The sequence below is a fragment of the Lentibacillus cibarius genome (genome assembly GCF_005887555.1).
In the GTDB taxonomy this organism is placed as follows: domain Bacteria; phylum Bacillota; class Bacilli; order Bacillales; family Amphibacillaceae; genus Lentibacillus; species Lentibacillus cibarius.
On record NZ_VCIA01000001.1, the window covers coordinates 783,961 to 810,701 of the forward strand.

The 26,741-nt window shown below is 42.6% G+C and carries 29 protein-coding genes and 1 CRISPR repeat array (1 of these 30 running past the window's edge); of the genes, 2 read left to right on the top strand and 27 right to left on the bottom strand.

The genetic code is table 11. The annotated features are described in order from the left end of the window. Positions 1-11 precede the first annotated feature (11 nt). The 15 genes from FFL34_RS03935 to FFL34_RS04005 all read right to left on the bottom strand — a co-directional run bounded on the left by FFL34_RS03935 (position 12) and on the right by FFL34_RS04005 (position 11,072). Positions 12-365 (bottom strand): flagellar protein FliT, encoded by a 354-nt coding sequence (locus FFL34_RS03935; protein ID WP_138601665.1) that lies wholly within the window; start codon positions 363-365, stop codon positions 12-14. Further along, complete coding sequence (gene fliS / locus FFL34_RS03940; RefSeq protein ID WP_138601667.1) at positions 365-766, bottom strand: flagellar export chaperone FliS; 402 nt, start codon at positions 764-766, stop codon at positions 365-367. The genes FFL34_RS03935 and fliS overlap by 1 nt, the downstream gene beginning before the upstream one ends. A 125-nt stretch (positions 767-891) precedes the next feature. Beyond that, positions 892-1,116: a carbon storage regulator CsrA gene (gene csrA / locus FFL34_RS03945; RefSeq protein WP_138601669.1), complete on the bottom strand. Its 225-nt coding sequence runs from the start codon at positions 1,114-1,116 to the stop codon at positions 892-894. A gap of 2 nt (positions 1,117-1,118) precedes the next feature. Beyond that, entirely contained in the window at positions 1,119-1,568 is a 450-nt protein-coding gene (fliW, locus tag FFL34_RS03950; RefSeq protein ID WP_138601671.1) for a flagellar assembly protein FliW, read from the bottom strand. 80 nt (positions 1,569-1,648) lie between these two features. Beyond that, positions 1,649-2,203, bottom strand: coding sequence for a DUF6470 family protein (locus FFL34_RS03955; protein ID WP_138601673.1), 555 nt, complete (start codon positions 2,201-2,203; stop codon positions 1,649-1,651). A gap of 58 nt (positions 2,204-2,261) precedes the next feature. Beyond that, positions 2,262-3,146 carry a flagellar hook-associated protein FlgL gene (gene flgL, locus FFL34_RS03960; protein ID WP_138601675.1) on the bottom strand — a complete coding sequence of 295 codons (885 nt, stop codon included), beginning with the start codon at positions 3,144-3,146 and terminating at the stop codon, positions 2,262-2,264. 10 nt (positions 3,147-3,156) lie between these two features. After that, positions 3,157-4,683: a flagellar hook-associated protein FlgK gene (gene flgK, locus FFL34_RS03965; RefSeq protein ID WP_138601677.1), complete on the bottom strand. Its 1,527-nt coding sequence runs from the start codon at positions 4,681-4,683 to the stop codon at positions 3,157-3,159. An 18-nt stretch (positions 4,684-4,701) separates the two neighbouring features. Next, the gene (locus FFL34_RS03970) at positions 4,702-5,190 is read right to left on the bottom strand and encodes a flagellar protein FlgN (RefSeq protein WP_171046256.1); all 489 of its coding nucleotides are present in this window, start codon (positions 5,188-5,190) and stop codon (positions 4,702-4,704) included. Between the two features lies 1 nt (position 5,191). After that, complete coding sequence (flgM, locus tag FFL34_RS03975) at positions 5,192-5,473, bottom strand: flagellar biosynthesis anti-sigma factor FlgM (protein WP_181954958.1); 282 nt, start codon at positions 5,471-5,473, stop codon at positions 5,192-5,194. Positions 5,474-5,519: 46 nt separating this feature from the next. Next, complete coding sequence (locus FFL34_RS03980) at positions 5,520-5,927, bottom strand: TIGR03826 family flagellar region protein (RefSeq protein ID WP_138601683.1); 408 nt, start codon at positions 5,925-5,927, stop codon at positions 5,520-5,522. Positions 5,928-5,966: 39 nt separating this feature from the next. Then, complete coding sequence (locus FFL34_RS03985; protein WP_138604663.1) at positions 5,967-6,653, bottom strand: ComF family protein; 687 nt, start codon at positions 6,651-6,653, stop codon at positions 5,967-5,969. Further along, positions 6,653-7,765, bottom strand: a complete 1,113-nt coding sequence (locus FFL34_RS03990; RefSeq protein WP_234031417.1) for a DEAD/DEAH box helicase — start codon at positions 7,763-7,765, stop codon at positions 6,653-6,655. Before FFL34_RS03990 ends, FFL34_RS03985 begins: the two co-directional genes overlap by 1 nt. Positions 7,766-8,127: 362 nt before the next feature. Further along, the gene (locus FFL34_RS03995) at positions 8,128-8,970 is read right to left on the bottom strand and encodes a DegV family protein (protein ID WP_138601687.1); all 843 of its coding nucleotides are present in this window, start codon (positions 8,968-8,970) and stop codon (positions 8,128-8,130) included. Positions 8,971-9,087: 117 nt separating this feature from the next. Then, complete coding sequence (locus FFL34_RS04000) at positions 9,088-9,780, bottom strand: response regulator (RefSeq protein ID WP_138601689.1); 693 nt, start codon at positions 9,778-9,780, stop codon at positions 9,088-9,090. 152 nt (positions 9,781-9,932) lie between these two features. Next, the gene (locus FFL34_RS04005; RefSeq protein WP_138601691.1) at positions 9,933-11,072 is read right to left on the bottom strand and encodes a sensor histidine kinase; all 1,140 of its coding nucleotides are present in this window, start codon (positions 11,070-11,072) and stop codon (positions 9,933-9,935) included. 147 nt (positions 11,073-11,219) lie between these two features. On the opposite strand from FFL34_RS04005, the gene FFL34_RS04010 reads away from it, so the two are divergent. Further along, positions 11,220-11,852 (top strand): YigZ family protein, encoded by a 633-nt coding sequence (locus FFL34_RS04010; protein WP_138601693.1) that lies wholly within the window; start codon positions 11,220-11,222, stop codon positions 11,850-11,852. 103 nt (positions 11,853-11,955) lie between these two features. On the opposite strand, the gene nagB is transcribed toward FFL34_RS04010, so the two are convergent. From nagB to FFL34_RS04035, 6 genes are all read right to left on the bottom strand, one after another. Beyond that, complete coding sequence (nagB, locus tag FFL34_RS04015; RefSeq protein WP_138601694.1) at positions 11,956-12,681, bottom strand: glucosamine-6-phosphate deaminase; 726 nt, start codon at positions 12,679-12,681, stop codon at positions 11,956-11,958. After that, on the bottom strand, positions 12,681-13,859 hold the full coding sequence (nagA, locus tag FFL34_RS04020) for an N-acetylglucosamine-6-phosphate deacetylase (protein ID WP_138601696.1): 1,179 nt from the start codon (positions 13,857-13,859) through the stop codon (positions 12,681-12,683). Before nagA ends, nagB begins: the two co-directional genes overlap by 1 nt. A 132-nt stretch (positions 13,860-13,991) precedes the next feature. Then, complete coding sequence (locus FFL34_RS18145) at positions 13,992-14,135, bottom strand: hypothetical protein (protein WP_171046257.1); 144 nt, start codon at positions 14,133-14,135, stop codon at positions 13,992-13,994. A 208-nt stretch (positions 14,136-14,343) separates the two neighbouring features. Then, the gene (locus FFL34_RS04025) at positions 14,344-14,829 is read right to left on the bottom strand and encodes a VanZ family protein (RefSeq protein ID WP_138601698.1); all 486 of its coding nucleotides are present in this window, start codon (positions 14,827-14,829) and stop codon (positions 14,344-14,346) included. Positions 14,830-14,848: 19 nt separating this feature from the next. After that, positions 14,849-15,880 carry an anti sigma factor C-terminal domain-containing protein gene (locus tag FFL34_RS04030; RefSeq protein WP_138601700.1) on the bottom strand — a complete coding sequence of 344 codons (1,032 nt, stop codon included), beginning with the start codon at positions 15,878-15,880 and terminating at the stop codon, positions 14,849-14,851. Next, complete coding sequence (locus tag FFL34_RS04035) at positions 15,877-16,395, bottom strand: RNA polymerase sigma factor (RefSeq protein ID WP_138601702.1); 519 nt, start codon at positions 16,393-16,395, stop codon at positions 15,877-15,879. The genes FFL34_RS04030 and FFL34_RS04035 overlap by 4 nt, the downstream gene beginning before the upstream one ends. Before the next feature lie 228 nt (positions 16,396-16,623). Between FFL34_RS04035 and FFL34_RS04040 the strand changes: the two genes are divergently transcribed. Next, entirely contained in the window at positions 16,624-18,645 is a 2,022-nt protein-coding gene (locus FFL34_RS04040; protein ID WP_138601704.1) for a penicillin-binding transpeptidase domain-containing protein, read from the top strand. 48 nt (positions 18,646-18,693) lie between these two features. On the opposite strand, the gene FFL34_RS04045 is transcribed toward FFL34_RS04040, so the two are convergent. The 6 genes from FFL34_RS04045 to FFL34_RS04070 all read right to left on the bottom strand — a co-directional run bounded on the left by FFL34_RS04045 (position 18,694) and on the right by FFL34_RS04070 (position 24,995). Further along, complete coding sequence (locus FFL34_RS04045; RefSeq protein WP_138601706.1) at positions 18,694-19,098, bottom strand: zinc ribbon domain-containing protein; 405 nt, start codon at positions 19,096-19,098, stop codon at positions 18,694-18,696. A 1-nt stretch (position 19,099) separates the two neighbouring features. Beyond that, positions 19,100-20,539 (bottom strand): zinc ribbon domain-containing protein, encoded by a 1,440-nt coding sequence (locus FFL34_RS04050; RefSeq protein WP_138601708.1) that lies wholly within the window; start codon positions 20,537-20,539, stop codon positions 19,100-19,102. A gap of 104 nt (positions 20,540-20,643) precedes the next feature. Then, positions 20,644-21,171, bottom strand: coding sequence for a chromate transporter (locus FFL34_RS04055; protein ID WP_138601710.1), 528 nt, complete (start codon positions 21,169-21,171; stop codon positions 20,644-20,646). After that, positions 21,168-21,749: a chromate transporter gene (locus FFL34_RS04060; RefSeq protein ID WP_171046258.1), complete on the bottom strand. Its 582-nt coding sequence runs from the start codon at positions 21,747-21,749 to the stop codon at positions 21,168-21,170. Before FFL34_RS04060 ends, FFL34_RS04055 begins: the two co-directional genes overlap by 4 nt. A 94-nt stretch (positions 21,750-21,843) precedes the next feature. Then, positions 21,844-23,679: an OPT family oligopeptide transporter gene (locus FFL34_RS04065; RefSeq protein ID WP_138601712.1), complete on the bottom strand. Its 1,836-nt coding sequence runs from the start codon at positions 23,677-23,679 to the stop codon at positions 21,844-21,846. Between the two features lie 302 nt (positions 23,680-23,981). Beyond that, positions 23,982-24,995: a hypothetical protein gene (locus FFL34_RS04070; RefSeq protein ID WP_407656612.1), complete on the bottom strand. Its 1,014-nt coding sequence runs from the start codon at positions 24,993-24,995 to the stop codon at positions 23,982-23,984. Between the two features lie 157 nt (positions 24,996-25,152). Then, positions 25,153-26,741: a CRISPR direct-repeat array (repeat unit 29 nt; unit sequence CTTTATATCCCACTATGTTCAGATAAAAC) (it continues 1,967 nt past the right edge of the window).

Consider the following 26,741-nt stretch of genomic DNA (forward strand, 5'->3'; position numbering starts at 1 on the left):
GAAAGCTATTGTTACTTTTTACTGTCCAGAAACATGCCGTCGATTGTTTTGACATGTTCGTATGGGTCTATATATGTACGGTTGGATTTCTTCTGCTTTTTCATTTGTTTCATTTCCTGTTTTAATGTGGTAAACAAGGTATCCATTTTCTCCTGAACTTGCTCATTAAGGAGGATTAGTTGCTTACCTAGCCGTTTTTCATCATCGGTAAAAGGGGGAACAACCTGCTGCAGCAATTCACCCCTATATTCAACCAACTCGTTAATCCGCTCAATGTTCTTCTCACGATTCTTGGTCTCCATTGCTTCAGTTAGAACGTCGTGAAGCAGATTAGTTGTATCCCATAAGTTTTGAAGCCGGTTCATTACACCCGACCATCCTTGACATACTGTTGCTGACGGGTTATCTTTAAAACTTCTTTCCATGTATCACGGAATTCAACAACATAATTCAGTGCTTCCTCCAATGCTTGGCTATCATTCTTTATATTGGCTTCTTTCAGCTGATATTGAATGTATTCATATAATGGCATAATTTGCCGCGAAATGTCTACATTCATATCCAGTGTCACCATTAATTCATGAATGATGTTTTGCGATTTCTTAATATTTGTGTTTTTGGCTTCATAATTTTTATTTTCTAGATCCTGCATTGCCTGTCTGATAAATTTAATGCAGCCATTATACAATTTCAATGTCAACTCTCCGCTTGTCGCCGTGTTCACTGAGTTGTTCTGATATGTCTGATATGCCTTACTCATTGCCATTTTTAAAGCACTCCTTCCAGCCAATATCTGAAGCATCTTCTAACTTGCCTAAGCATACCCTCGTATATTTCATTATATCGGCAAAAACAGGCGTAATGTTTAGTAGATTGCTTGGCTGTTCCCATTTACTTTTCACTTTTTTGCAACAGTTCCAGGACATCTGTCGACAGACTGGCAGCCTCATTGTTCTGCTCTTGGATATCAAGATAGATTTCTTTACGATGGATATCCACCGTTTTTGGGGCATCTATCCCCAACTTTATCTGATCACCGTCAATCGCCAGTATTTTTATTTCAATGTCATCCCCTATTTGAATCGACTCATTCCGTTTACGAGTTAGTACAAGCATAGCTACTCTCCTTTCACGGACGAGGAAGCCCGGGGATCAATAGCAGCTTTGATTGAATAGTCATCCGTATCTATTATGTACTGCTTTCCTTGTCTATTTTTATAATTAATAATGAGAGGTGCTTTCAAATTAAGCGTGCTATATTCAAATGGGGATTTCAACGTTACAATACTCATAACAACCACATTCTCTTCGTCCGTAATTTGCAGCGCTTCAATCAGGCTATCGTCCAGATCAAAGACGTAATCCTGATAAATATCATACGGGTTAACAACGATAAAAGCAGTTACTTTATTATTTATTGATTGCAACACTTGATAAATGGAGGTATCGGATAGATTGATTAATACAAATTCTCTTTCATCCGGAAACCCCGGCAGTCCTGTGGAAAAGTGGATAATAGAGTTCTCATCTACATCCATTTCTCCAAAATATTTTGTCTGTATATACATTCCATCCATCCTTTCCTAGCCTAACCTGTGCAAAAATCCCAAAGCGACACGTCTTGTGGCAGAATGCCTGCTGTCGTTCACTACCGGACAAAGTCAATTTGTAAATCTTGATGCTGTTGCATGGTAATTGCCACATCGCCTGGAGTGTATTGGTGTATTACCTTTTGCGGTTCAGCATTGATCATTGGTTCATTTGCTCGAGCATCAATCTGTACTTTAGAAGGCCTATAATTCAACTTGACAGCAAAAGGGGAAGGAACAAATGTAATGCCAATCCGCTTCATTTCGTCAAAAGCATTACCGGAAGCCTGTCTTGCAATTGGATTTCCGTCATGTTCAATTGTCATCAGTTCGGCACCTTGCCTGACTCGCCGTGCAGTACCTTCCATCGCACCTTTACGCCCTTCATCAGCAAATTTTTCCATCCATTTAGAAAGGGACATAAGGTTCATATCTTCCCACGCTTTTGTCTGATCAATCGTGAGCTTTGAAGGTGTTGTCGTTATGGATAAGTCTGCTTTAGGCTGCCGGATAGACATTTCCGCTTGTGACTGGTGAATCTTCTGAATAGGCGGTGACGTTTGAATATGAATCTTTGCCGGTTGTGATTCCATCCGGATTTGCAACATCTGCATCCCAATCAGTCCTTCGCATTTAGTTATCCTTGTCGTCAACTACATGTACTACAACAGATTAACGCAAGAAGTCAATTAGCGTCGGCTGAATGATTCGTGAACCCGCTGACAAAGCCGCACGGTGGACACTCTCCTGTGTGGTCAGTTCAGTAATAACCTTTTCATAATCAACATCTTCATTTTCAGACATCATCTTTTTCGCAGCAATTTCCTGGTCATCCAAACGGTTCTCCACCAATTCGAGGCGGTTCATACGTGCGCCAAGGTCAGCTCGAACATTAATGACGTTATCGATGTTGTCGTCAATCGTGTCGATACTTTCCTTTATCGCTTTCTGGTCATTCCCCTCCAGTGCTTGTAAAAACGATTTGATATCTTCATCAAACAAGTCTTCACTGAAAACTTGTGTTGGATCAACATTCGCCTGGAGCTTTGTTCCATTTGCTACTTCAATCTTGATTGGAGCAGCATTTTCCGCGTAGGTGATTTCACCTTCACCATTGGTTGTGACGGGTTCCGTGTCCGTATCCGTCCCATTGAAAATATACTTTCCGTTAACATTAGTGTTGGCAATGTCAACCAGATGTTCTTTTAGCTGTTCAACCTCTTCTTTGACATTTTGCCGTTCTCCTTCGTCATACGTGTCATTGCTAGCCTGCACTGCTAGTTCTCGCATTCTTTGCAGCGCTTTTGTCGCCTTGTCCAGCGCCGCATCCGAATTGTCCATCCAACTGTGCACTTCATTCGTGTTGCGCTTAAATTGATCGACTTCCGTTACTTGAGTACGGTATCCCATCCCTTTCATGGCGATCACCGGATCATCAGAAGGACGGTTAATCTTTTTGCCTGTGGATAACTGATCCATAGAGCTATTTAATTTAGAATAGCTGTTCGATAAGTTTTTCAGCATGTTACTTGAAAGCATGCTTTGTGTAATCCGCATGATTAGTCACCTACCTTCCCACTAATCCCATATTGTTAATAACACGGTCGAGAAGCTCATCAACAGTCGTCATGCTTCTAGCTGCGGCATTGTACGCTTGCTGGAACTTAATCATATTGGACATTTCCTCATCCAATGATACCGAACTAACGGATTCCCGCTGCGTTTCCACCTGTGACTTAAGAATGCCAGTGTTTTCTACCATGGTGTTGGCTTTCTCAGCGTTGACACCCATGTCCCCGATAATAGATTCATAGAAACTCTTAACGGATGTGTTTTCACCTAAGCCAACATCCGTGTCAGTGAAAACATCCGCTAAATCAGATGCGTTGCCACCATCTCCGGAACCTTTGCCGTTACTCGCCGCGATCAGGTCAGGTTCGTTCATGATATTTTCATTAACCGTAATATTAGCTGCAGCTCCCTGATCGGATGCATTTTTGAAAAAGTTGGGTATCCCCTGTTCTCCTTTCAAATCAGCACCATCATTGTGAACATCGTTAAACGCCTTTGCAAACTTGGATGCCATGGTGTCCAGGTCATTCAGCATATCAGGGAACGTCCCCGCTGTCTCGCCATTTTCACTGTATCCGTACGACTCGATAAGACCTGTCAGTGAGCCTTCTGAAGTAAATTGTGTCGGGCTATAGGATTCACCATTGACATTAATACTGCTAATTTCCTTGTAGCCGTCTTCAGCGCTATCTATATCAATTTTGTTAAAATCCAGTTCACCTTTAGAAAGATCGCCATTCACCAGCACCGCTGTGCTATCGAGTGTTTCGCCGTTTTTACCAGCAAGTTTTATCGTTGCCAGCCCATCAGCAATATCCGGGGCACTGTCACTGCTTTTGGTATAGCCAACGTCAATTTTAACAATACCGGACAGTTCATCAATCAGCCTATCGCGCTCATCGTATAAGTCGTTAGCTAGTTGACCATTTGTCTCAATATTTTTTACCTGCTTATTGATGGAATTGACTTTTTCAAGAATCGTATTCGCCCGATTCTTTGTTAAATCAATTCGACCACTGACATCAGCTCGCATAGAACTTAATGAATCAGACAGATAGTTGAACGTATCGGCAACAGCCTGTCCTCTTTGAGCAACAACCGACCGGGCTCCGGAACTTTCCGGGTTTGCGGCTAAATCCTGAAGCGACTGCCAAAATTGATCCATTGTTTTGTTCAATCCCTGTTCAGACGGTTCATTCATCAGGGTTTCCATACGGCTTAGTGCATCAGCCTTCGTTTCCCAGTAACCAGCTTTACTATTTTCTGAGCGGAACTGGTAATCAAGAAACTGATTGCGAATCCGCTGCACAGAGCCTGAATTGACTCCGGTTCCGAGTTGGCCAGCTATTTCCGGACGATTCCGCGCTGCAGGCGAATAAGCTGATGTTGTTTCAAAGTCTACCCGTTGCCGTGTATAGCCTTTTGTATTCGCATTTGAGATGTTGTGACCTGTAGTATATAATGCCGATTGTTGGGCAAACAGGGCTTGTTTCGCCATTTCCAATCCATGGAATGTACTCATCGGCTTGCTCCTTTCTTTTTACGCCTTTGAATCAAAGACAGACCTTACTGGTACAGCTGATGATCGCTTGTCACCATAGTTCATCCCCTGAATTGTTGGATTTAACATATCCAGCGATAATTCAACAAACTGCAGTGACTGTTTAACTAATTCCCGATTAAGATGTTCCTGTTGTTTCAACTGTGCCAGTGTGCTGGTGAGCCTGGTGCTCCATTGTTCCAGTTCTTTACCACTAGTTTTATCTGTTTCGTTTTTTAAGATATATGTGATTGTCACCGTATCAGGATCGGTGTGATGCTGTATGGCCCATGCGTGGACTGCTTGCTGCCGTTTCCATTCCGCCTGCTCTATTGCTTGTACAAACTTTTGTTCCTTGATAAGCAGTGACTGTAATTTAGCAACGGAACCTTCTTTTACTATTTCCGTTTTCTCCTTAGAAAGGGTGAGCAGGCTTTCATGTAAACTGGTCAATTTGTTAAGTGCGTGGTTGATTGACTGAATGGACAAATCAGTCTCCTCCCTTCGTATTTGTTGACCAGAAATCCATCATGCGCCGGGCGGTTTTTTCATAATCGATCTGGTAGGTCCCTTTATCTACGGCATCTTTCATCTTCTGTACATAAGACGCACGTTTAGCGTCCGTTTTTTCACTGTTATGCAACTTTTTTGCTTCATCGGAAATTTCCAACTGGTCCTTCTTACCGGTACCTTTGGAATCATTCATTTGCTTTTGCAGCCTGTTTTTATATGGATTGAAATTAGTCTGACCGGATCCGTGTATCTTCACCATTCTCCCCCCCATTTTAATCTGTTCTGCAACATATATATCGTTTTTGTTATTCGTTATCAAATGAATAATAAACGGCTTCCGGCTTGTTAGCTGCAGATTCACTTTGCTTGTGAGATTCATGGTGCTTAAGATCATTTTTTAATTGTTCTATGCAGCTGGCACAAAATCGCCCCCTGACAATAGCAACACCACAACGTTCACAAGGGTAAGCAAGCTTTGGAAATTCTGATGTGCGCAGCCGCCCTGTTTTTACAAACTCAATGATCAACGCTTCTTCAACACCAGTTGCTTTTATAATTTCGTTCATCGTTGCTTCTCTGTTCTCCCGTTTCCGCAAAAAACGGTAAACAACCTGAAAAGCTTGTTCTTCTTCTTTGTAGCACGATGGACATATATCACGGGCAGTTTTCACAAACACCGTACCACAGCGGGAGCAATTTGCCAATTCACCCATGTATCTCGCCTCTTTCTCTCTATGATACCATTATACAGGTTATCCACGAATCAATGTCAGCGCATATACGGCAGGACATCCACTCTGCTTTAATAATGAAGCAGCATGCCGCAATGTTGCACCGGTTGTATAAATATCATCGGCAAGAATGACTGGATTGTTAATAGCTTTCGTCAACTTAAATGGATTCCGCCCGGTGATTCGCTGTACTTTCGTTTTTTGGGACTGTTTTTCACTATGCGTGCGCGTTAGCACTTGACAGAGGTTACCCGGCAGACATTCCGCAAGCATCTCCGCTTGATTAAACCCGCGTTCCCTCAGCCGCTCATCACTCAACGGAATCGGGACAACAATCGTGCGCCTCGGTAAAAATGAGAAATGCTCCTTGAACGTCCTGTGATAATACACTTGGAACGCCTTTCCCAGACAATAATCTCCACGGTACTTCCATCTGGTAACCATTCCTTTTATCCATTCATTATATTGAAAAACAGAAATATTACAGGCTAGCGGATCTTCCCAAGGATGCCAACGCATCTCCCAATGTTCACAGTCAGGACAAACATCCCTTTCGCTCATCCGACTGCATTTTACACACCGATTCCCTTCCATAATGGCTAGCTCATTTTCACAGGTAGAACAAAGCTGTTTTGGCTCAGCTAATTTGATAAGCGTTTGCCAGTTGATTGAAGGAACCATTGCCTCATCGCACCACAAGCAATGCATCACTTAAAATCACCTCGTCTGTTCATTCGTTTAATCAACTTTATCGCCTTAATCATTGCTTCCGTTTTGCCATCGTGGAAAAATATTACCTCCCCTGTTGGGTCGTCCGGGCTTCGGCCTGCCCTTCCGGCTATCTGAACTAACGCCGCTTCGTCGAATACTTGATGATTTGCAGCAAGGACGCAAACATCAACGGCTGGGAATGTGACACCACGTTCTAGTATCGTCGTTGTAATTAAGATATCAAAATCACGATGACGAAATTGACTGACCTTTTGTTCGCGATCCGTATCAGCTGCATGTACACTCCGCACCACATGATCTTGCAGCATATCGGACAAACTTTCTGAAAGTGCTTCAGCCAGCCGGACGGAAGGAACAAATAATAAGAGTTGCCTACTCGTATTTTTACGGCGACTGTACCATTTCAAAAATGCATTAGGAGGGTGTCCCTGCTCGAAGTCTTTCTTTAATGAAGGGCACATACGATATTCCGGCACAGGCAGCGGATGCCCGTGAAATCGGACTGGCACAAAAACATGTGGGAGTTTTTTTCTGGCTATTTTTGCCTGGTGTTCTTGCCTTGGTGTAGCTGTTAGGTAAATGGTGGTACCAGCCGGTTTGACCGCCCGCTTAGCAGCAAATGGCAGCGACGGATCATGTGTATATGGGAAAGCATCGACTTCATCAATAATAATGGTATCGAAGGCATGTTTGAACCGCATTAATTGATGGGTAGTCGCCAGAATAAACTGGGCGGTTGCATCTTTATCCTCGCTTCCGCCATATAGTCCTTGGATAGAAACAGCAGCAAACGCCTCTCGCATACGTGGCAGTAATTCAAGCACCACATCCGATCGAGGCGTTGCCAAACAAATACGCTGCCCTTGTTTGAGCGCTTCCGATATTCCCGAAAAAAGCATCTCTGTTTTCCCCGCCCCGCAAACGGCCCAAACGAGTAGTTCCTTTTCACTAGCTTGAATGACCTGTGTAACACGGTCAGCCACCTTTTGCTGTGTCGCTGTCAGTTCACCATTCCATGTGCACGCATCCGGATAACGCGGCCAATTCGGTTCCGGGCCCGTCCATTCGTAGAGCAGTTTGCATGTCATGACCCGTCCCATATCAATACATTTACGGCAATAGACATGCGTTTTTCCACACATATAGCATGGAAGATGTCCAAATAATGAGCGTTTCTGGTTACCACACCGTTGACATTGATCATGGAAATAGTTTTTCTTAATTGCGGATTGAGGAGAAAAATAGGAAGTGTTTAGGAGTGTTTGAAAAAGGGGATGGTTAAGATGAATTTCGTTTCTAAGCAAAAGCTTTCCCGCATAACGGTGACTCAGTTCTTGGCACTCTTGTTCATCCATCACGTCACGCTCCTTATCAATAAATAGCAGAGACCAGCACATATTGGTCCGGTCCCTGCGCAGTAATTATTACTTACTAGGTGGATCAGATACGTTTATTCTTTATACCAACAAACACCGACCGCACCTTCCCCTAAATGTGTTCCGATTACAGGGCCGAAATAACTAATCATCGTATCCATATTAGGGTAGGCAGCATCAAACTGTTCCTTCAGACTTATCGCAGCCGCCTCGTTATTAGCATGGATAAAAGCCACTTTCAGCTTACCACCCTGTACCGCGTCCGACTCAAGCATGCCCATGATACGGTTTAATGCTTTCTTACGGGTACGGATCTTCTCAAACGGAACAATCTGTTTATCCACAAAATGAAGTACCGGTTTAACCTGCAACAGACTACCGACCATAGCCTGGGCACCATTGAGTCGCCCGCCACGTTGTAAATGACTTAAATCATCCACCATAAAGTAGGCACGCATGCTTTGCTTCATCTTATCCAGCCGCTGAATGATCGCTTCCGGATTTTTACCACTTTCGGCAAGTTTTGCAGCCTCAATCGCATAGAAACCTTGTGCCATACAGCTTAATCCGGAATCGTATGCGTAGACATCAATCCCATCGACCATTTCTCCTGCACTGATGACAGACTGATGTGTACCGCTTATTCCACCTGATAAATGAACGGAAATAACTGCATCATAGTTCACGGCAAGTTTTTCTAGCTTTTCGGTTATCATGCCGATGGACGGCTGGGATGTTTTCGGTAAATCCTTTGTTTCTTTCACTTTTTGGTAAAACGTTTCCGTTGTAATATCTAATCCTTCGCGGTAGGACGCATCGCCAAACACAACGCTTAACGGAACGATATGTATGTTGTATCGATCAACCAATTCATCAGGCATGTATGACGTGCTATCCGACATTACAGCGATTTGCATCGTTACCCTTCTCCTTAGTGCACTTGTCGATTTTCTCTCATTTTACATGAACGGATGAAAAATTGCACTCTCGATCCAGGAGCAGTTTTCCATGTCTATTCAGGAAGGTAAGAAGACTTACAATTTCACTTCCACCCAACCTTTGCGAATGGCGGAGACAACTGCTTGTGTGCGGTCATTGACATTCATTTTTTGTAAAATATTACTGACATGGTTTTTCACCGTTTTCTCACTAATATACAAGGTCTCCGCTACAGCACGATTGCTTTTCCCATCCGCCAAGAGCTGTAACACTTCACACTCTCTACTCGTTAGCAAGTGCAGCGGTTTATAATAGCTAACAGGATTCTCTGCCACACCTGATACCTTATCCTGTGCAAGACGGCGATATTCCTTGACTAGATTATGCGTTACTTTGGGATGAAGGTATGAACCCCCTTCCCGGACGACTTTAATCGCTTCTATCAATGCCTCAGAATCCATTTCTTTCAACAGGTAACCCTGTGCGCCGGTTTTCAAGGCGTGGGTGACGTAGCTTTCATCATCGTGAATGGAAAGGATAATGATTTTTACATCCGGGAATTTCTTCACAAGGTCAGCAGTTGCTTGTACACCGTTCAATTGCGGCATATTAATATCCATTAAAACAACATCGGGGTTATGTTCTTTTACTAAATCAGCGCATCCGTATCCATCTTCCCCTTCCGCAACGACATTAAAGGATGATTCAAATTCCAAGATTCGCTTGACCCCTTCACGAAATAATTTATGATCGTCTATCAATACAATTTTTGTCTGTTTCGTTGTCATTAGCTGCGTTCCTCCCAAATGTCAATCTATTAAGTACCTAATCTATTTCCAATTCGCTGATCATAAAGTAAACCTTCAATCAGTGGGGGAAATGATAGTTTTTATTCCACTCTATCATAAGTATACCTTATCCATTTAGCAAGTGCGCCATGTTACGAAAGATTATACGGAACATTTATGACAATTGCTGTCCCTTCACCAATTGTGGAGTTAATTGACATAGTGCCATTGAGCATATCAACTCGCTCGCGCATTCCTATTAGGCCAAATGACTTTTCCCGTTTTATCGCAGGATCAAACCCTTTTCCATTATCTTTTATTACCATTGCGATTGTTTTTACGCCTATTTCTAGTTTCACGATAACCTGAGATGCTTCTGCGTGTTTAACAGCATTCTGTAACGCTTCCTGCATCAGTCGAAAAAAAGCAATTTCATATTTCTGATTCACCCGTCGCTCTTCACCAATAAGGTTGAAATCAATTTTCAAATTATTATAATCGGAAAGTGTTGCAATATATTTTTTAATTGTCGGTACAAGACCAAGATCATCCAAGGCCATTGGCCGAAGATCATAAATGATGCGGCGGACCTCATACAACGATGACCGAATCATTTTCCGGACACTTTTAATTTCATAAAGTACCTCATCTGTTGTACCATTTCGGAAGGTCTTGTCAACCAACTCGGAACGTAGCAAAATATTGGCGAGCATCTGTGCCGGACCATCATGAATTTCTCTGGATAACTTTCTCCGTTCATCCTCTTGGGCTTCGATAATTTTTAATCCGAATTCCTGTTTTTCCTTAGCTTCTTCAAGCATTTCATTTACTTGTTTGAAATCCTCATTCAAATATGTAAGGATGACAGACACTTTACTAGTGAGCCCTTCAGATCTTTCAATCGTTTGATCCAATGATTGCAAGCGCCTTTCCAATTCATCACGCTTATCCCGCAAGATCTTTTCTTCCTGCCGCAGCATAGCGAGCCGTGTTTGCATAGTATGGGTATATTCATATACTTCACGAACTTCACTTTCAGAATAACGATCAAAGTTTTTGCTCACCTCGGATAGGTGCTGTCTGGACATACGTACTTTTTTTTCCAGTTCATCCCCATCATTGATATGCGCAATCACTTTATCTTTTGTTTCCTGTAACTCCTTTTCCAGCAGTTCATGTTCTTTGCGTGCTTCCTCACTGATATGAAATATTTCATCTTTGCTTTTGTGCACCACATCAATCATTTCCTCAACAATAGCATCCAGTGCCTTTTCTCCTGGTTTTTTTGTCATCTATTCCCACCAGCCTATGTTATAATAATTCGGTATCTGTTCATTTTTTCAGGGGCTTACAATGGATATACAGGAACATTATCCTGAAACCACATCCATCAAAGCATTATTTTCTAGTATACTAATAGTCAGGAGGTAAAAATCAACATGCTATCGTCCTATTATACCGTAAAAAAAGAGGATTTTGACCAGCAAATCATACAAAAGTCACGATTTATCGGATATGTTAAACGAGTAGAAACCGAAGAAGAAGCACAAGCTTTTGTCCAAGCGATTAAGAAAAAGCATCACGACGCTACCCATAATTGTTCAGCTTATATGGTCGGGGAACATAATCAAATCCAGAAAGCCAACGATGACGGGGAGCCAAGTGGGACCGCGGGTGTACCTATTCTGGATGTATTAAAGAAAAAGGATTTGAAAGATACAGCCGTCGTTGTGACACGGTATTTCGGTGGTATTAAACTTGGTGCCGGAGGGTTAATCCGTGCTTATAGCAGCACAACATCACTAGCCATCGAAACTACTGGTGTTGTAGAGCGTCGGCTCATGCGGGGCATTTCTATTACAGCGGACTATGCGCTGCATGGGAAACTAGAAAACGCACTGCGCAATTCAACGTATATCGTGGATGCGGTCAACTATACGGAGAAAGTGGAATTTGTCGTGTATGTTCCTGACGGCGAAGAACAGACATTTCGTGACTGGATGGTCGACCTCACCAGTGACCAGGTGTCATTTGCTGATAAGGGGACAACTTATGTGGAAATAGACGTGTAATGAAAGCTCTACTGTTCTTTGGATTACAGATCATTACAGAACAGTATCCACATAGACAAAGTAGAGCTTCATTTTTCAATGGATTTCTAGAAGGCGTACTGTCTTAAAGTTTCGACAATGCGCCTTCATCTGCAATTAGAACTGCGTTGGGATGCTTTTGCAAAATGGACGCTGGAAATTCCTCTGTAACCTCTCCATTCACAAGCTGGTTAACAGCATCCGCTTTTTTCTCACCTGAAACAAGCAGTACAATTTTCTTACTTTCCATAATCGTGTCGATGCCCATTGTTATCGCTTTTTTCGGAACGTCATCTAGCGTCGGGAAAAACCGTGCATTCGCCTGACGTGTTGATTCATCCAATGTCACCATATGCGTCCGGCTGCCAAAAGACGTTCCAGGTTCATTAAATCCGATGTGCCCGTTAAGTCCCAGACCTAAGACCTGTAAATCGACATGCCCGGCATCTTTAATGAGTGCTTCATAGTCCTGACATTCCTTCTCTGGATCATCTACATCTCCACGTGGCAAGAAAGCTTTATTATCAGGCAAATCAATATGCCTAAATAATTTTTCATTCATGTAGTATCGGTAACTGTTTGGGTCATCGGCAGCCAGTCCGACATACTCATCTAAATTAAACGTCGTTACATGCTGAAACGAAACATTACCTTCTTTGTATTGATCAATTAGCTGCTGGTACAAACCCTCCGGAGTGGAACCAGTTGCTAGCCCTAGCACGGACCTATCCGATTGCCTTAATTGATTAACTATTTGCTTACAAGCCGTCTTACTCATTTCTTCGTAACTGTTAACACGAATGATTTCCATTATTCACCCTCCTGATAAGCAAGCACACCACGACAGATCGTATATTTAATATTCAAATCATCGTCAACCAACAACAAATCAGCATCCTTGCCTGCTTTTATACTTCCTTTTCGATCAAAAATGTTCAGCTGTTTTGCCGGGTTTTCCGATGCCATTTGTACCACGTTTTGAATCGTGGTATCCTTCAGGCGCAGCATCTGCTGAGCACCCGCGCGCATTTTTAAAATACTACCTGCCAATGATCCGTTCTCAAGCGTGGCACGATCGTCCGTCACCGTCACTGGCTGACCGCCAAGTTCATAATTTCCTGCGTGCAGACATTTAGCCCGCATCGCATCAGTGATAAGAATTAACCGTTCACTTCCGATATTGGAATAGATCATCTCGAGCATTTCCGGTACCACATGAATACCGTCTGCAATCAGTTCTGCACGTAAATCCTCCAGCTGAAAGGCCGCACCGACTGCACCAATTTCACGATGATGAATCCCGTTCATCGCATTGCAGAGATGGGTTACTTGCCGCAATCCATAAGGAATCGCTTTTTTAATATCTTCAAAACTTGCGTCCGTATGCCCCGCAGAAACATTCACACCAGACTCATATAAATACTGCATAAACTCACCGGTCTCATCATGCTCAGGTGCCATGGTGATCGTTTTAATTGCATTCCCTGACGACTGCTGCCACTTCTGAAATTGCGCTATATCCGGTTCCATAATATACTCCAGCGGCTGGGCACCTTTTTTGCTTTTCTCAATGAATGGTCCTTCTAAGTGGGCTCCAATCACTTCCGCTTTTCCCGGCTTCGATTCATACGCCGCCATATTTTCAAGCGCTTTTGTAATATTCTCAGGCGCCTGCGTAATGGTCGTCGCCAAAAAGCTTGTCGTACCTTCTTCCGGCAATGCACCAGCCATCGTATCTAGTGCTTCTTCCGTTGCATCCATTACATCGGCACCGGCTGCTCCGTGGATATGTCCATCGATAAATCCAGGGATAAGATTTAGACGACCCTGTCCATCAATCACCGTCGCCTCTTGTGGTGGCATCTGTTCTTCAGTATGTATCGCCTTTATTTTCGTCCCATCTATGGATAGTGAACCATTCACAGTACCATCTTCCTCAGTCAAAATGGTAACGTTTTTAATGTATATGGTATTTCCCAATTGAATCATTCCTTTGGTCTTTTCTAGTGCTAACGTAGCATACCGGGTGTGCGTTTGTCTATTTGAATAGTGATGGAGAGACAATATACATCTGTCAAAACAAAAACTGCACCCTCAACAGGAAATGCAGTTCCCAAATTATTAATTGTCAGGACTGAATGAATTCCCTGGTTTTAACTCTTGAATTATTTTTTGAACCAATTCTTCAGTTGAATTAATTTTTGAATCCTCTGTCTCTTGTATTAATTTTTTCATCAAACGTTTATAGCGTTCCTGCTCTGCCATAATATTACCGCCTTTTACTAATCTAACTCAACATTCGCACCTAAATTAAACTCTTGCAGTTAACTGTGGTCAACTTGAAGCACTTTAACTTTTGTACACAAATGATATGAATTGTTAAACCACCACTGCAGAAGTTGACTAGTCTAAGAAAATTATATCACAATTGCTAAAAAAGTGTTGATTCACTTTATACAATTCGTGACATTTTTTATTTTCCAGTCCGTTTTCGCATAAAAAGTAGTATGCACGCCCCCGCCAATAGCGCTCCGACCATATCAATCATCACATCACCGACATACGGGGTGCGGTTTGCCGTAAAGCTTTGGTGAAATTCATCTATTCCAGCATATGCAGCAGTCAGAAAAAATGATACAACCAACACAGCACGAAATGATAGATGGCTTGTCCGGTGCAGTGCAACAAAAAAGAAGCACATCAGAATAAAGAAGACACCTAGATGGGCACCCTTCCGGAGAAAGAATTCGATAAAACCCTCAACACCTAATGCCGCCACACTCACCTCAGAATGATGATAGGTAAACGTCACCCAGTCAACGAACGGCGTAAGAAAAGACCAATCAAACGTCTGTTCCATAAGTGGCTTGACATCCTGTTGTTCATACGGTGTTGCCGATGAGTAATAGATGACACCCATCCACACCACCGGCAGCATCCAGTAAGCATATTTTTGCATTCGTACTCCCCTAACCTTCCTACCAGTTCCATACTTCAATTCCACCTAGCCTGAATTGATAGAATGCATCCTCTTCCATTAGTTTTTCAATCTCACGGACAGGACCTGTTACAACTGCCCCATATACTTGCACGCCTTTCTCACGAATATAGTCGAGCCGTTTTTGATCAATATCCCGACCATTGTAATTGCCGTTTTCAATCAACCACTCGATATCCTTGTAAAATTGGTCTACCGATTCATCCAGTGTAACCTTACTAAGCGCATCCCCCCACGATGATAACTGATTTTTTTCGCCATAAGTCGTTTCCGGCCTTAGCAGCAATGACTGGGCAAACGTTATTTGTCCGCTTCGGTGATAGTTCATATCAAATGCTGTCAATTCACCGCCGTAAACCGGCATCCGGGACGTGCGTACATCATAGGTTTGTAGTTTTTCCAATAAAGCTTTTGGTTTCATCGCCTCTTTCACTGAAAACTGTACTTGGGCGACATGTCCGTCATCAATTTTTTTGATTTGATTCTTTATCATGTTTTTATTGTCAGCTTCGACAGTCGTATCATCTTTCCCCAGCAGTTTTGGCGGAATAGCAAAATCATTGAAATCATTGCCATTCAAATACTTGCTGTCGATATCCATTGTAACATTGACGTCACCAAACATTCGCTTCTTAGCCTCCGCTTCACCAACTACTACATCCCATTCACCGACATTCCGGTATAATTTTAGCGCAATTGACTGTGTCAGAAGCGGGTTAATCTCTGCGCCCATTCCGTGCGTTTGCTTCACCTCGACCCCAGGATACCGTGTTTCCACAAGCGTTGTCACCAATCGCTCAAACCCCGCCTGCTTGCCGGACATATCGTAATAGATATTGACCGGGATCATATACAAAATATAAAGCAGAAAAAGAAACAACAATGTCCGGATAACCGTAAAACCAATCGACAGTCGCGTACGCCAAACCATTTTACGCGCACGCTTTTGATCAAACGTTTGCAGATCTTTTTCCGTGTATTCATCAAGCACGCTATCATCATCTTTTTTCATTCCGTATCCCTACCTTTCAGCAACTGATCATAATATCGAAATTTTTTCCGTGCACGGTGCAACGTCGTTTTCACTTGGCTTTCCGTCAGATTCATCGCAGTAGCCACTTCTTTATATGTGAATTCCTGTATTTCGCGCAAATATAAAATTGTCCGCATCCGTTCAGGCAGGTGATGAAACACCTTTTCAATACGATCGCGTTTCGTCATTCGTTCCAAGTGCTCATCCGGGTTGCCCCATTCACTGGTGTGCAGCTGTTCCGCTTGGATTCGTTCCACCATTTGCTTCTCTGATTTTGACTTCCGCGTTCGATCAATGTATAGATTTCGGGCTACTTTGAAAAGCCATGCCTTTGCCTGGATCATGTTCTTCACTTTTAGAGAGATCATCGCCCGGTAAAACGTTTCCTGCAAAAGCTCTTCAGCTACATCCTCGTCGCGACTCATCTGCAGTAAATAGCGATAGAGTGGGAGCTGATACTGTGCAAACAGCTCAGTGAATATTTGTTTTTTCAACTTCGCTCCCACCTCCTTCACATATATAACGATAGAAACATGGATTTGTTACATATGATACACTTAAAATTTTTCTTAAACATAATTCTTAAACATAAATAAAACTACATACACTCGCAAGAAAAAGTTATGTTCACAAGTTTGTAAAAGCGCCAGCCCTTACTGCATGTTTTCACCACAAGTCACATGCTATAATGAAGAAAATAATTGTTGATGGTGGGGGTTTGTATGAAGAAACTTGTCGCTTTATTTTCACTTCTGCTGTTTGTTTTCATTGCCGCATGCTCAGATGATGAAATCACACCACAAGAACGCTTTGACAAATACGTCAACCTTTGGAATGACCAAGCGTTTTCTAAAATGCATGATATGATTACATCTAATGCGTCAGAAAAGTACCCTGCAGAAGCGTTTACTGACCGCTACAAAAAAATATATAACGATCTGGGGATTTCCGACTTAAAGGTGACATATGAAAAACTGTCCGATGAAACAATTGAAAAGGCGATGGAAAAAGGGACCGCACAATTCCCATTCACCGTCAAAATGAATTCCGTCGCCGGACCGATTAACTTTGATAATAAGGCTACACTGATTAAAGAAGGCGAGGAAGATAAGGAAAACTGGTTTGTCAAATGGGATCCGGGGTTTATTTTCCCGCAGATTAAAGATGGCGGTGATATCGGACTAACAGTAACCGAACCAGAACGTGGAGAAATTCTTGACCGAAACCGGATGCCTCTGGCCTTGAACACGATTGTAAAGGAAATTGGCATCCAACCAGGTAAGCTCGGAGACAATCCGGAAAAGACCAAACAAAAAATTGCCGATTTACTGGACATAACCGTTGAAACAATCGACAAACAACTCAACAAGGACTGGGTTGGACCGAATATGCACGTACCGCTCAAAAAAGTACGGAAGCAGAAAAAAGATCTATTGGCTCAACTGCGTGGAATGGAAGCTATAACTGAACGGGATAAAACCGCACGTGACTACCCATTAGGAGAAGCTGCGGCCCATTTAACCGGCTATATCGGAAAAATAACCGCTGAAGAAATGGAAGAATTGGATTCCGATGCCTATGATGCCAATGACATGATTGGCAAACGTGGACTTGAATTATTATACGAAGACCGTCTCAAAGGCTCCCAAGGCGTAACAATCACTGCGGTAGGTGAAAACGGGGATGAGACAGTCATCGCTGAAAAGCCTGTTAAAGACGGAGAGAACGTTGTTACAACCATTGACGCGGGTGTGCAGGAAACAATCTACAACGCGTATGAGGATGATGCCGGTACAGCCGCCGCTATTCACCCGAAAACCGGGGAAACCCTTGCCCTTGTCAGTGCCCCGTCGTTCGATCCGAATGAGTGGGTGTTTGGCATTTCGCAATCCAAGTACGACCAAATTCAGAACAATCCGAAGCGGCCATTATTGAACCGATTTACCGCAACCTTTTCTCCCGGATCAGCAATGAAACCGGTAAGTGCAGCAATCGGACTTCATAATGGCAGTATCGTACCTGGTGAAGGTATAGAAATCAACGGACTAACATGGAGCAATAGTGAAGACTGGGGCAATTATCAAGTGCGGCGCGTCTCGGAATCGGATGGCCCTGTAGATGTCACGGATGCTCTAATCCGTTCCGACAATATCTACTTTGCCAAGAAAGCTGTTGAGATGGGCAGTGAAAAATTTGTGAAGGGACTGAAGCAATTTGGATTTGGCGAAGAGCTGCCATTTGCCTATGGTGTAGAAAACTCGTCGGTATCATCAAGTGGAACGATTAATAGAGAAGTGCTCCTTGCCGATACAGCTTATGGTCAAGGTGAAATCCAAGTAAGCGCACTCCATCTAGCGTTGAGCTATACACCGTTTTTAAACGATGGCAATATGTTGAAGCCTGTCTTACTTGCCGACACGGAAACATCCCAAGTCTGGAAAAAGGACCTCCTGAGTGAAAAACAAGCAACCGTGATTAGAGGCGCACTTCGGGATGTCGTTGCATCACCAAAGGGAACGGCACGAGGGGCGCAAAAAGCTAATTTGCCGATTGCTGGCAAAACAGGTACAGCTGAACTCAAACAGTCCGGTGATGACAATGGTGCCGAGAATGGCTGGTTTGTCGGCTATCCGGCTGATAAACAGGACATTTTAATCGCCATGATGATTGAAAATACAGGGGATAAAGGCGGAAGTGGCTATACCGTCAACAAAGTCACTGACATTTTACAAGCTGACAATTGATATAACCGCTTTTCGCAACGCCGATTGCATGGCAAAAGCCGCTACTGATTAACCATTAGGGCGGCTTTTTGCCATTTTCATACCACAGACAGGGCAAAAATCAGCATCAGCCGGTACTTCTTTTGCACAGCTTTGACAAACAACCATTTCCGCCGTATTATCCACCCACTTCACTTTCTTCCCGCATTCCGGGCAGAACAAATCATCCTTTGTTAACAGTGCACCACATGAACACGTCGGGCCCTCGCTTTTTGTTTTCCCCTTCTCTTTCAGTAAATCATACAATTTCACATCCAGTTCCCGTATCGCTTCTCCTTTTTCCTCAACAATCGGGGTTATTTTATCATCAAGGCGATAAGCCATATAAACTTCCTGCCCTAATTCAATCAGCAGTTTAGACTTGGCAGTGGTTAATTCATCGATTTGCTGTTTTTGATCTGTGTTTTTCTTCATCCTACCCCACCTTCATGTACTTTATTTTTCTTACCAGCACACCGATAGCGGCTGTAACACTGGAATAAAGTAGACTAATGATAAATGTCCGTAACAGTCTAAATCCAATGAATACCGGTTCATCCCCCAGAACACGACGCATTCCTTCGCTAGATTGAAACACCTGATTCATTGACGTATAAAAGGCGAAAAATGACATAATCACCGCAACTGTAAGACTATAGATGACAATCAATCGCAGTAAATGGGTTTGTCCCTTCGCCATCCTGTTTCCAGCAATAATAAAAAAGATTGCCATGATTGCCATTACGACTATTTGCGAGGAAGCAAAAAAGTCAGGCGGTATCAGAAATCCAATAGATGACTTGTCTTCCGGAGAGATTTCGGATAAAAAAGAATAGGTATCCGGCGCCGGGCCCGGTCTTTTCAGGATAAACGTATTTCCAGTAGCCAAATGGATTACATACGTGGCCATTTTCCCAACAAATGACATACTGTTATAAATAGACTGATCACTCGTAGTACCTGACCAAGAGTCAGTTTCCACTCCCGGATCGTATTGTGCATTCAGAAAAATAGTCACAAACAGCATCAACACATAGGCTGCTGCAACTGTAAAAATACCGTAACGGATACCTCGTTCACCTTCTGATAAACGCACTCTTGTATGCCGTTTTTCCCACAGTCCCATACCAGCATAGCTAAATACAAAGCCTAAAAACAAACCATTGATAATTGCACTTAATAGATGGAAACTCAACGACGTCTGGTAATGAATCGTACTGCTGACATCATGAACTCCGCTAAATTGCGTGATGACAGCCAACAATGCTGCATAACCAAAACAGAAGATAATCGCTGCTTTCCATGCCTTTACCTTAGGGTGCAGATATTTGATCAGATATCCCCCTGGTACGAGAGCAATCACAGCAATCACTGCCATAAAGGCTAGGCCTGTGGAGAAATAGGATATACGTTGTGCGAAATCCTCATTTTCCAATAGGAGTGACACACCTGTCAGATTGGCAAACAAGGAGAAATCTAAAAAATTCAGCGATTCCCGAACCACTTGATCGATCGGAAGCTGAAGTTGTAAATAACCGCCAATCTGTTTTAATTTATATACATAGAAAAAAACAAACTGACTAACAAGGAACAACAACCCCACCGACAACAGCCATCCAGGCAGTACTTTTTTAACCAGTTGCCAATTAAAAGTTGTTTCTTGCGGTGTTACCGTTTCGTATATATCAAACGATTGGCCGCAAATAGAACAATACCTAGCAGCATGATATGTTTTTTCATTCCCACAAACACTACAAAAAATCGATAAGTCAGGCTGCAGCCGCCCAGATGATATCACCTTCTGCAGCGGATAACCATCTTGACTGCAATATAAAGCATCCGAGTCATTTTTCGCTCCACACGCACTGCAATACAATTATCGGCCACCACCTTTCCTCATCACCCTTCATCATACCAAAAATTACCGTTAAATAGTGGGATGTTTTTTAGAAAAACACCCCTACTTTTGGTGATATTTTTTCACAAAACGAACGCCCCATAGACAAGTGTCACACCAATCACGATCGCCGGATGCACTCGCATACGCTCAATCAGAAGAAAACTGGAAATGGTGATCAACAGCATCTGCCATACACCAATTCCCTCAATTGATGTATGAAAAAACCGCCATGCCATTACACCGAGTAAAATAGCAATTACCGGACGCACATATAATGTCAGCCGCTGAACTTTAGGTGAATCTTTATACTTATATAAAACACCCAAAAGAACAATCATTAAGATAAGTGAAGGTGCAACAGCTGCAAACACACCGATGACAGATCCAAGAATCCCGCCTTGCTCATAGCCAATATATCCGGCAAGCTTTGTGGCAATGGGACCCGGAAGCGAATTAGCAAGTGCAAGCATTTCACTAAATTCCTGTACCGACATCCATCCATAGCGCCGGACAACCTCATTTTCCACCAATGGAATTGATGCAGGACCACCGCCATAGCCGAGTATCCCCGGTATGAAAAACGCGAGGAAAATGTGCCAGTATTTCATTGCTTCTCACCTTCCTCTGTCGCAGAAGATTTATCTTTTCTACCAATGGCCATGACAATCAACGCTCCGATAATTATACCGGGATGTACACCCAGAAACTGGTATGCTATAAAAATAAGTGCTGACATAACTACCGTTTGTATCCAACCCATGCCTTGGCGTGCCCTATTAAAAAACTGCCATGTTAAAACGGCCAGCATCATCGCAACAACCGGTATCACCGCTGCTGTCATGCCCTCTACCCACGCAACATCCCTAACACTTGATAAAGATGCTAACAAAACAATCATCAGTAGGATTGTCGGGATAATGGAGGCAAGAACGGCATTGATCATGCCAATGACTCCGGAGACATAATACCCGATGTAGCCTGCGAGTTTTGTCGCAAGTGGTCCCGGCAGCGTATTCGCCAGCGCCAGCAAATCACCAAACTCCTCTTCATCCATCCACTCATACTTATCAACGACTTCTTTATGTATCAATGGGATTGATCCCGGACCGCCGCCATAGCCGAGCATCCCTACTCGAAAAAACGCAATCATTAGCCGCCACTGCTGCAAAGGAATACCTCCTGTCATGAAACTTCTTTTAACATGTCATCATAATAGCAGAACATATACAAAAATATAAGAGCCACCCCATAGGACAGGATAGCTCTTAGGAAAACATGTTTTATTTTGCCGGTTTCTTATTGGCTGTACGGAATAGGATCCATGCCACAATAGCAATCGCAATCAGTGACACGATTGGTCCAAAGATTGTCTGTTCAGGGAAGGTGACACCAGCCGTAACAGCCAATGCTACGATGACACCAAGCAGTGCTTCCCCGGCAATGTAGCCGGAAGCAAGCAGAATACCGCGTTCATTTTTCGCTTCCAGTTCTTCTTTATCTTTCGTCCGGCGATTAATGATACCACGAATGAGTCCGCCAAACATAATTGGTGCCGTCGTATGAATCGGCAAGTACAGGCCGACAGCAAATGGTAGGGAACCAATGCCAAACAGTTCAACTGTTGCCGAAGCTGCTGCACCAATAAAAATCAAACTCCACGGCAAGTCGCCATGCATAATTCCATCTACAATCATTGACATAAGTACAGCCTGTGGTGCAGGCAGTTCCTCTGATCCAAATCCGTACGCATGATCAAGTAAAATCAGAATAAGTCCGATAACAATACTTGTAATCAAAACGCCATATAACTGGGCGATTTGCTGCCATTTCGGAGTTGAGCCAACGATATAACCCGTTTTCAAATCCTGGGAAGTATCCCCGGCAATTGCCGCCGCAATACAAACAACCGAACCGATGATGATGGCAGTCGCTGCCCCTGCTTGTCCGGTCTGACCGATTGCAGAAAGTACAAGAGAAATAAAAATTAACGCCCCGATAGTCATACCGGAAACAGGGTTGGACGAACTACCGACAATACCAACAATCCGTGATGATACGGTCACAAAGAAAAAGCCAAAGATAAATAATAGGATTGCACCAACAATACCGACATTAATCGTTGGATAAAACAATAGAATACCCATGAAAATCACCGTTAGAACGACAATCAATGACATTGGGATATCTCTGTCTGTACGCAGGTCCTCCATCTCACCGGCAGACGAAAATCCTTTAATTGCCCCAGCGAATGACGAGGCGATGGTCGGCAATGTTTTAATTAGACCCATAATACCACCGAACGCAACTGCACCAGCACCAATATAGCGTAAATAATTATCCCATATATCGTGAAAGCCCATTTCGGATATAGGTACTTCACCAGGGTAGATTGGTGTAGTCGCAACATCACCAATAAAACTAATTAGTGGAATAATGCCAAGCCAGCCAAGAACACCACCGGCGAACATAATACCAGCAATGCGCGGGCCAATAATATAGCCGACACCAAGCATGGCCGGCAGTGTATCCATACCGATTGCAGCATTTTTAAATTTGTAAATTTCCCATTCCACAGATGATGGAAAAGCTTTCACTGCATCTGTTAATAACTTAAACACTGCACCAATTCCAAGTCCGCCCATAACCAATTTCGCACCCTTGCCGCCTTCTTCACCGGCATGAAGTACCTCCGCACAAGCGGTACCTTCTGGATACGGCAATGTATCATGTTCCTTAACAATTAGCGCACGACGGAGCGGAATCATTAAAACCACACCTAAAATACCGCCGGCAAGCGCAATAATAGCTATGGTTGTCAAACTTGGCTGAAGCTGCCAGATAAACAACGCTGGCAATGTAAAAATAACACCAGCAGCCAGCGATTCCCCTGTGGAAGTAATCGTCTGGACAATATTATTTTCCAAGATGGACGTCCGCTTCATAATGATACGAAGAACGGCCATCGAAATAACCGCAGCCGGAATCGATGCAGACACTGTCATCCCTACAATCAGACCTAAATAAGCGTTCGCTGCACCAAACACGATGGCAAGCAACGCACCAATAAGCATCGCAACCCATGTAAATTCAGGCGGATTCTTTGATGCAGCACCAATTACCTTCTAAAGGTTACGAGAATTGATAATAAACTGTAAAATTCCACAAAATATAAATTCCCTACTATTCTAACAATAGTAAGGAATTGGCGCTTCAATTTAATCATACTTGTCACAGGAGATCCAAGTATTTTTTTAAATTTTAACATGAAACATTTATTTACGAAAGATAGAATTTCACTTTCTTTCCGAAAATACTAAGCAATTTTAGTTTGTTCACTTTTAACCGCATTATACAATCAGCTTGCTATAATAAAAGAGCACCCCTATTTGTTAAAGGATGCTTCGTTGACTAATTTTCTTCATAGGGATTGAACCAGCTTGGTAATGGCATCATTCGTAATATTTTTCATGTAGTCATCTTCCCATCTATTCTGGTAACTGCCGGCCTCTTTCAAGTATTGAATCCCTTTCTTCATGCAAGCTTTATAACGCTTATTTAAATCATTAATTTGTGTCGCGTAAGCTTCGTCGGTTCCGGGTGCAACGAATTTTTCATACATGTCAATGATCTCTTCCCCATCACGTTTCGGGAAAAATTCATGTGGATCCGTGCTGTCAAAAATGCAAAAATCCAAGTCACGGACAAGTACCATATCAACACTATTTGGGTCAAAACTGCAATAGTACAACTCAATATCGAAGCCATAGTCCAGGCAAGCATTAGCAATCTTCTTCATCAAAACAGACTTACCCGTTCCTGCCCGACCTTTAATGTAGTAGACATGTTTTATGTTTTCAATCAAGTGTGGAACAACATTGACAACTCCATCTGCTGTGTTTGTACCGAAAAGCCGATGGTATCTCCGCGGCTCCCGCTGTTTTTTCGGTACATTCTTTAATAAATCGGCGATAAAATCATCCGCAAACGAATTCGCACGGTTGAAATCCATCTGATTGATGAATACTTCCTCCAGTCCGTCATGAATCCGCAAACCTTCTGCAAAAGAGTCATACGCTTGTTGCATGAGATCATCTACATTCGGTCGGGCTGTTGCAGATGCAGGGAATGTGTCGCTGAGATCAATTGTAGTTGAATTGGCTTCAGCGATGGATTCGTCGATAAAAGCTAAGGATTGATTACGTATAATAATTCCGTCAAGATAGTCATTGCCAAATGAGCTTTGCAGTACTTCCAAATTATAGTTAGCGTATCGATCCATAATCCCCCGGAATACTGCAGTTTTTAGCTTTGCTGATGGATGCCGCAACACAATAACTTTATCTATACCGGTCAGGTTAGTGTCCAAATGGTTGACAAGGCCTTCTGCTGTATTGCCGGTAACGTAATAATGCAAGTGAGACAAACGGAACACTTCCTTTAACAATGATGATGACGCCTAGATATTATATGCAGGTGAGGGGTGGTTGGTGAATAATATATAATATAATCTAAATACTTACTTGTGTTAATTTGATCCCACAGTTCAGATAAAACGCAAGCAATATGAAGAGTTGCTTGTCACGATTCATCTTTATATCCCTCTATGTTCAGATAAAACCTTGATAAACTCACCTGTCGTGTTATTCCGTATGACCTTTATATCCCACTATGTTCAGATAAAACGCAGTCTACCCGCCAAACCATAAATGGTGTCCGATGTGCTTTATATCCCACTATGTTCAGATAAAACACTGAATTCCTGCACGGTATATTCAGTTTCTAGCTCCCTTTATATCCCACTATGTTCAGATAAAACATTTAACGCCAGAGTATCTAGTCAGGTTTAGTTACGATCTTTATATCCCACTATGTTCAGATAAAACGGATGTATAGCTAGTTTTGTGTCACAAATGATAGTTAACTTTATATCCCACTATGTTCAGATAAAACATTCCTCGTGGTCCGGTTCCATTGCAGCGTCCTCTCCCTTTATATCCCACTATGTTCAGATAAAACGGTGGAACATATGTGATGGATTTGGGTGAGTTTTTACTTTATATCCCACTATGTTCAGATAAAACCCCGCTCCCTTCGTCCAGGACAGGTTTGTATGTTTCCTTTATATCCCACTATGTTCAGATAAAACAGGTTCCCCAAACGGCGTGGCTAGTCTTGATTCGACCTTTATATCCCACTATGTTCAGATAAAACCACCGTGCCATTTGCGGGTGACTTGCAGGGATGTGTATCTTTATATCCCACTATGTTCAGATAAAACAGAGATAAATGCATTAATTACCATATTTAATGAAAACTTTATATCCCACTATGTTCAGATAAAACGTTTGACCTTACGATGTCCGACACAACCAACACGCTCGCTTTATATCCCACTATGTTCAGATAAAACTAGAAATTATCTGCGTTGTCTGTCGGCATATAAATCTTTATATCCCACTATGTTCAGATAAAACGAAATATCAATCGGTTCGATCGGCTTCCCGTTGTACTTTATATCCCACTATGTTCAGATAAAACTAAAGGGGTGAAGTCATGAGCAAGTGCATTGAATGCTTTATATCCCACTATGTTCAGATAAAACTTAATCTATCCTTATCAAATTTTTTAAGTCTATATAGTCTTTATATCCCACTATGTTCAGATAAAACTCACTCATATGCTCGATATAGGACTGCACGGATGCCTTTATATCCCACTATGTTCAGATAAAACGATGGCAAGGTGTTCACTTGGGAAGATGGAGCAGACTTTATATCCCACTATGTTCAGATAAAACCCACCAGATAGATCAGCAGAACCGCCGCCATCTTTTCTTTATATCCCACTATGTTCAGATAAAACATTCATTGATAAAGAACAGGACAATGTGATTCTTCCTTTATATCCCACTATGTTCAGATAAAACCACGGGCAAGAAATTTACCTGTGAGCGTTTGATTTCTTTATATCCCACTATGTTCAGATAAAACGATTCCATACTCTCATTTTCAACATCCTTTCTAGCGCCTTTATATCCCACTATGTTCAGATAAAACTATGAATCTGATGGGATGCAGATTGAAGCGACTTTCTTTATATCCCACTATGTTCAGATAAAACAAGCCGAGCAAGCAGACACACTGCAAAGCCAAATCGCTTTATATCCCACTATGTTCAG

What these genes read in the sequence shown, in the direction of transcription:
- FFL34_RS04040 (WP_138601704.1), top strand. Translation starts at nt 16,624, where the DNA reads ATGAAGAAACTTGTCGCTTTATTTTCACTTCTGCTGTTTGTTTTCATT.
- FFL34_RS18145 (WP_171046257.1), bottom strand. Translation starts at nt 14,135, where the DNA reads ATGGCAGAGCAGGAACGCTATAAACGTTTGATGAAAAAATTAATACAA.
- flgM (WP_181954958.1), bottom strand. Translation starts at nt 5,473, where the DNA reads ATGGTGAAGATACACGGATCCGGTCAGACTAATTTCAATCCATATAAA.
- FFL34_RS03955 (WP_138601673.1), bottom strand. Translation starts at nt 2,203, where the DNA reads ATGCAGATGTTGCAAATCCGGATGGAATCACAACCGGCAAAGATTCAT.
- FFL34_RS04025 (WP_138601698.1), bottom strand. Translation starts at nt 14,829, where the DNA reads ATGCAAAAATATGCTTACTGGATGCTGCCGGTGGTGTGGATGGGTGTC.
- FFL34_RS04030 (WP_138601700.1), bottom strand. Translation starts at nt 15,880, where the DNA reads ATGAAAAAAGATGATGATAGCGTGCTTGATGAATACACGGAAAAAGAT.
- nagB (WP_138601694.1), bottom strand. Translation starts at nt 12,681, where the DNA reads ATGGAAATCATTCGTGTTAACAGTTACGAAGAAATGAGTAAGACGGCT.
- fliS (WP_138601667.1), bottom strand. Translation starts at nt 766, where the DNA reads ATGGCAATGAGTAAGGCATATCAGACATATCAGAACAACTCAGTGAAC.
- FFL34_RS04010 (WP_138601693.1), top strand. Translation starts at nt 11,220, where the DNA reads ATGCTATCGTCCTATTATACCGTAAAAAAAGAGGATTTTGACCAGCAA.
- FFL34_RS03995 (WP_138601687.1), bottom strand. Translation starts at nt 8,970, where the DNA reads ATGCAAATCGCTGTAATGTCGGATAGCACGTCATACATGCCTGATGAA.
- FFL34_RS04005 (WP_138601691.1), bottom strand. Translation starts at nt 11,072, where the DNA reads ATGACAAAAAAACCAGGAGAAAAGGCACTGGATGCTATTGTTGAGGAA.
- flgL (WP_138601675.1), bottom strand. Translation starts at nt 3,146, where the DNA reads ATGCGGATTACACAAAGCATGCTTTCAAGTAACATGCTGAAAAACTTA.
- FFL34_RS04060 (WP_171046258.1), bottom strand. Translation starts at nt 21,749, where the DNA reads ATGACAGGAGGTATTCCTTTGCAGCAGTGGCGGCTAATGATTGCGTTT.
- fliW (WP_138601671.1), bottom strand. Translation starts at nt 1,568, where the DNA reads ATGTATATACAGACAAAATATTTTGGAGAAATGGATGTAGATGAGAAC.
- FFL34_RS03980 (WP_138601683.1), bottom strand. Translation starts at nt 5,927, where the DNA reads ATGGGTGAATTGGCAAATTGCTCCCGCTGTGGTACGGTGTTTGTGAAA.
- FFL34_RS04055 (WP_138601710.1), bottom strand. Translation starts at nt 21,171, where the DNA reads ATGAAATACTGGCACATTTTCCTCGCGTTTTTCATACCGGGGATACTC.
- FFL34_RS04045 (WP_138601706.1), bottom strand. Translation starts at nt 19,098, where the DNA reads ATGAAGAAAAACACAGATCAAAAACAGCAAATCGATGAATTAACCACT.
- FFL34_RS03935 (WP_138601665.1), bottom strand. Translation starts at nt 365, where the DNA reads ATGAACCGGCTTCAAAACTTATGGGATACAACTAATCTGCTTCACGAC.
- csrA (WP_138601669.1), bottom strand. Translation starts at nt 1,116, where the DNA reads ATGCTTGTACTAACTCGTAAACGGAATGAGTCGATTCAAATAGGGGAT.
- FFL34_RS04000 (WP_138601689.1), bottom strand. Translation starts at nt 9,780, where the DNA reads ATGACAACGAAACAGACAAAAATTGTATTGATAGACGATCATAAATTA.
- FFL34_RS03990 (WP_234031417.1), bottom strand. Translation starts at nt 7,765, where the DNA reads ATGACATGCAAACTGCTCTACGAATGGACGGGCCCGGAACCGAATTGG.
- flgK (WP_138601677.1), bottom strand. Translation starts at nt 4,683, where the DNA reads ATGAGTACATTCCATGGATTGGAAATGGCGAAACAAGCCCTGTTTGCC.
- nagA (WP_138601696.1), bottom strand. Translation starts at nt 13,859, where the DNA reads ATGATTCAATTGGGAAATACCATATACATTAAAAACGTTACCATTTTG.
- FFL34_RS03985 (WP_138604663.1), bottom strand. Translation starts at nt 6,653, where the DNA reads ATGCATTGCTTGTGGTGCGATGAGGCAATGGTTCCTTCAATCAACTGG.